We start from the raw sequence: 4,861 nt of genomic DNA, 5'->3' as shown, positions 1-4,861 counted from the left end.
CCGCAAGCGACTGCGCAGGCATCCGGTCTGTGGTTACCTCACCCCGTTGGAGACCCGACAGCGACACGAGCAAGGACACTCCCTCGCAGCGTAAGCATCGAGTGTCCAAGATCACGGGGAAGCTTCAGGTGTACGCCACAGCACCCCCTGTTCGAAGGCGAACTACCACAACACCCCCTGGCGGAACGGGCTCTGGCCCCAAAGCCCTCGGGACTGCTGCATGATCGGGTGACAGCGTGACACCGAACCCTGCAGCAGTGCCCCCAGCATTCACTCAAGTTCGCTCATCGAGTGCAGCTGCGCGAACTCGTCAGCGAGTATGCCCATCACGACCAGATCACGGTGTCGGCCGGCGAAGAACACGTGATCGCGCAAGTGCCCCTCCTCGGCGAAGCCGAGACGGCGATGCAGTGCCAGCGATGCCTCGTTGTGCCCGAAGATCCGCGCTTCGCACTTGTGGTACCGCCGCTCCGCGAACATGAACCGCAGCAGTATCACCACGGCTTCTGCCGCATAGCCCTTGCGTCGGTGCCCGGCACCCATCGTGATGCCACACTCGAACCGCCCCGCACGCGGATCTGCCTGATGCGAGCCGACAGCCCCGACGATCTCCCCCGTGTCCAAGGCTTCGACGGCCAAGCTGAAGCAGTCGCCGTCGGACTTCGCGACGGCCTGCTCCTTCGCCCAGGCGCGAAACCTTTCGGCAGACCGAGGCGGATGCAGCAGGTCTCCCAACCGCTCCTCGTCGACGGCGAAGCCCATGAACGCCGTCCAGTCCTCAGGCTCGATGCCGCGCAGACGTGCCCGCTTACCAGTCCAGAACGAAGTCATCCCCTATTCGATCACGAGCAGGACGCGCTGCACAGACCAGCCGGAACCCCGCCCGAACTGCCTTGTCATACCGGTGGAGCCAGATCAACTTGGTACCAGTGGAGCCACGAAACGCTGGTGGGCTGGTGCCCAAAGAAGCGCGTGGTGACCGGGCTGTGCGCGGCTCCGTGGCCATCGCGGGTCAGCCGACCGGTGGGGGCTTTCGTGCGCGCTCTGCCGCCCTCGGCGCCGGGCTGTCGCGTCAGCCGATCGGTGCCGGCATGGGCTGGACGTCGTAATGGAGGCGGATCGTGTCGCCGGTGGCGGGGTCGGCCAGTTCCACGCTCCAGCCGTCGGCGAACTGGTCGACGGCGGGCACCATGGGGATGGTGCCGGAGATGAGGACAGTGCCGGGCGTGAGCGCGCCGCGCGAGCGCAGGACGTCTACCCAGTAGGTGGGGGTGAGGAGTTCGGCGAGGGTGCCGTGCTGGATCTCCGTCGGTGTGCCGCCGTGGGTGACCCAGGCGCGCAGGACGAGGTCGTCGATACGGGATTCCACATCGGCCAGGCGCCAGGCGCGGCGGGCGAGGACGTCGGGGCCGGCGTTCTTGCTCCAGGCCACGCCGTGCACCTCCAGGTCGCGGTCGGTGTGGTCGCAGGCGGCGGTCAGCAGCAACTCGCCGCCGTCCGCAACGATGAGCGCCCATTCCGCCTCGCCCGAGGTGTGCCCGTGCTGCGCGTGGACCCGGTCGGTCTGCTGGGCGAGGTAGGGGGAGACGGGGTAGAGGGCGGGCGTCACGGACGGGCCGGGCACGCCCAGCGCGGCGAGCTCCGCGACGTGGGCGGCGACGTCTTCCTGGCTACGTCCGGCGTACCCGGCGTTGAGGACCTGGGCGACGTCGACCTCGCGTGTCGATCCGTCGGGCAGTTCGAAAGTCAGCACGGCCATGAGGCACTCCCAGAGATCGGGTGACGGGACCGCGGCGACGATACGCTCCCCTACGCTCATGTTTGTCCGGATTTTGCCGCGGTGAAGTTCTCGCGCAAGGGCTTGCGCATACGACCTGTATACAAGAAGTATGCCGGAAGGTCGATGTCTCCGAGCAAGGATGGGAACCATGCCCGACACCTCGAAGGACGACGTCAAGACGTTCGATCGGCGCTCCGGCGTCCGCCGAGCCTTCGTCGCGAGCCTGACCGGCACTGCCCTGGAGTGGTACGACTTCGCCGTTTACTCCGCCGCGGCCGCTCTGATCTTCGGCCACCTGTTCTTCCCCTCGGAGAACCCGCTCACCGGCACGCTCCTGGCGTTCTCCACGTACGCGGTCGGCTATGTGTCGCGCCCGCTTGGCGGGTTCGTCTTCGGTCGCCTCGGTGATGTGATCGGACGCAAGAAGGTGCTGATCGCCACGCTGGTCCTCATCGGCGCTGCCACGTTCCTGATCGGCGTCCTGCCCGCGTACTCGACGATCGGTGTGGCCGCCCCGATCGCCCTGGTCGTGCTGCGCTTCGCACAGGGCGTCGGCGTCGGCGGCGAGTGGGGCGGCGCCGTCCTGCTGTCCAGCGAGTTCGGGGACCCACGCCGCCGCGGTTTCTACGCCTCCGCCGCCCAGGTCGGCCCGCCCGCCGGCAATCTGCTAGCCAACGGCGTCCTTGCCGCCCTCGGCGCGCTGCTGACCGAGGCACAGTTCGAGTCGTGGGGCTGGCGTGTGGCGTTCCTGTTCTCCGGCGTTCTCGTCGCGTTCGGGCTGTGGATCCGGGCGAAGCTCGAGGAGACTCCGGTGTTCAAGGCGATGGAGGCCGAGCACTCCCGGCCGGCGGCGCCCGTCCGCGAGGTGTTCACCACGCAGCCCCGCGCCCTGCTCGCCGCGACCCTCTGCCGCGTCGGCCCCGACGTGCTGTACGCCATGTTCACCGTGTTCGTCCTGACGTACGCCACCGAGGAGCTCGGCATGTCACGCGGCTCCGCCCTCGCGGCCGTGCTCATCGGTTCCTCGGTCCAGGTCTTCCTCATGCCGCTGGCCGGTGCCCTCTCCGACCGGGTCAACCGCCGTCTGCTGTACGGCGGTGCAGCGGTGGCCGCCGGTGTGTGGCCCTTCGTATTCTTCCCGATGATCGGCGGCGGCACCTGGCTGCCGCTCGCCACGGGAATCGTCGTGGGCCTGGTGATCCACTGTTGTCTGTACGGTCCGCAGGCCGCCTTCATCGCCGAACAGTTCGCGCCCCGACTGCGCTACACCGGCTCGTCCCTGGCTTACACCCTGGCCGGGATCATCGGCGGCGCCGTCGCCCCGCTCATGTTCACCAGCCTGCTGAGCGCCTACGGCAGCTGGGCGCCGCTGGCCGTGTACATCGCCCTCGCCTCCACCGTCTCCCTCGTCGGCGTCTGTCTGGGGCGTGACCCCCAAGCCGCCGTCGACGAGGACGCCGCCCTCGCCGCGCCGAACGCGCCCCATCCGGCGGACGCCGCCCCCTCCCGCTGCCCCCCACTGACTCGGATGTTCGTAATTCGTGATTCGTGATTCGAAGGAGGACCCCATCGTGCGGATCGCCCTGAGCCAGCTCACCACCGGCCCCGACCCCGGGAAGAACCTCCGGCTCGTCAAGGAATGGACCCAACGCGCGGCCGACGCCGGTGCCCGTGTCGTCGTCTTCCCGGAAGCGTCGATGGCCTGCTTCGGCACCCCGCTGGCACCGCTCGCCGAGCCCCTCGACGGTCCGTGGGCCGACGGCGTACGGGCGATCGCCCACGCCACCGGCACGGTCGTCGTGGCTGGCATGTTCACCCCGGTCCGCGGGGGGCGGGTGGCCAACACCCTGCTCGCCACCGGGCCCGGGACCGAGGCGTCGTACGACAAGATCCATCTCTACGATGCCTTCGGCTACCGCGAGTCAGACACCGTCGCCGCGGGGTCCGCCCCAACGGTCATCGACGTGGACGGCGTACGGCTAGGCCTGGCCACCTGCTACGACATCCGATTCCCGGAGCTGTTCCGGGCACACGCCGACGCCGGAGCCGCCGCCACGCTGCTGGCCGCCTCCTGGGGCGCCGGGCCCGGCAAGCGCGAGCAGTGGGACCTGCTGGTGCGGGCCCGTGCGCTGGACGCCACCGTGTGGCTCGCCGCCGTCGACCAGGCCGATCCCGGCACCGGACCAGGTCCTGCCCCGACAGGTGTCGGGCACAGTCGCGTCATCGGACCCGACGGGACCGTCCGGCACGCTCTGGGCGCCGAGCCCGAGCTGCTGGTGGCCGACCTGGACATCGCCGAGGTCGCCGCGGTCCGGCGGCAAACCTCCGTGCTGGCCAACAGGCGCCCGGAGGTGTGGCAGTGAGCAAGCCCGAGCTGGAGTTCCACCTCCCCGGCGGGCCGTGGCAGACCCCGGTCGGCGCCGGCCCGGGCGTCGAGGAGCGCGTCCTGGCCGACGACCCCGAGCGCGGATCCCGTACGGTGCTCGTTCGCTGGACGCCAGGCACCAACACCTCGGCAGACGGCGTGACACGCCACGCCTTCTGGGAGGAGGTCTACCTCGTAGAGGGCGCACTGCACGACCTGACGCTCGGCCGGACCTTCACCGCGGGCATGTACGCCTGCCGGCCGCCCGGGATGCCGCACGGCCCCTGGACCTCCCCGGACGGCGTCACCATGCTGGTGATCACCTATCCCGAACCCGGCCGACCGTGATCGACGGGGCCGGCGGCCTCGGTACGGGTGCGGGAGGTGGGGGCCACGAGCGCGCGCCGCCCCTCCACCTCGCCGGGTCACCACCGACCGCGCTGGGTTCTCACCCACGCCCACCTCGCGCGGAGAAACCTGGTGCTTCTCGGGAAAGGACTCGCCGAACTCGTGCCCTGCCGCGACGACCTCGGCCTCGTTGAGGGGCGGTTCTGGCATGGGGGCGGGAGCAGGTCCGCAGCGGTCGTGCCTAAGAGTCATCACGTAATGAGGTGATGCCCACCCGATGTCTGTACGGAGCCGGCGTGCCTGGGTGGCGTGACTGCTTCGTACGGCCGGTTGTTCCGACGTGGGCCTTGTGCCGCTTAGTTGCGGGT

Annotated in this window: 5 protein-coding genes; 3 read left to right on the top strand and 2 right to left on the bottom strand. The window is 69.7% G+C overall.

What is annotated here, in order from left to right; all coding sequences use genetic code 11:
- Nucleotides 1-270: 270 nt before the first annotated feature.
- Nucleotides 271-831 carry a GNAT family N-acetyltransferase gene (locus SRB17_RS45050; protein WP_153548008.1) on the bottom strand — a complete coding sequence of 187 codons (561 nt, stop codon included), beginning with the start codon at nucleotides 829-831 and terminating at the stop codon, nucleotides 271-273.
- A 241-nt stretch (nucleotides 832-1,072) separates the two neighbouring features.
- Entirely contained in the window at nucleotides 1,073-1,759 is a 687-nt protein-coding gene (locus SRB17_RS45045) for a DUF2848 domain-containing protein (RefSeq protein WP_153548006.1), read from the bottom strand.
- A gap of 169 nt (nucleotides 1,760-1,928) precedes the next feature.
- Between SRB17_RS45045 and SRB17_RS45040 the strand changes: the two genes are divergently transcribed.
- Genes SRB17_RS45040 through SRB17_RS45030 form a run of 3 tightly spaced genes read left to right on the top strand, consistent with a single transcriptional unit; the run spans nucleotide 1,929 to nucleotide 4,493 of the window.
- Entirely contained in the window at nucleotides 1,929-3,332 is a 1,404-nt protein-coding gene (locus SRB17_RS45040; protein ID WP_153548004.1) for an MFS transporter, read from the top strand.
- A 19-nt stretch (nucleotides 3,333-3,351) separates the two neighbouring features.
- A complete protein-coding gene (locus SRB17_RS45035; RefSeq protein WP_323377630.1) occupies nucleotides 3,352-4,143 on the top strand; it encodes a carbon-nitrogen hydrolase family protein in 792 nt (263 codons plus the stop codon).
- Nucleotides 4,140-4,493 carry a cupin domain-containing protein gene (locus SRB17_RS45030; protein ID WP_323377629.1) on the top strand — a complete coding sequence of 118 codons (354 nt, stop codon included), beginning with the start codon at nucleotides 4,140-4,142 and terminating at the stop codon, nucleotides 4,491-4,493. The genes SRB17_RS45035 and SRB17_RS45030 overlap by 4 nt, the downstream gene beginning before the upstream one ends.
- Nucleotides 4,494-4,861 lie beyond the last annotated feature (368 nt).

It is taken from the genome of Streptomyces sp. RB17, assembly GCF_009604455.1.
GTDB lineage: Bacteria > Actinomycetota > Actinomycetes > Streptomycetales > Streptomycetaceae > Streptomyces.
Note: the sequence above shows the minus strand (reverse complement) of the source record. Positions and strands in the feature narration are given on the sequence as shown.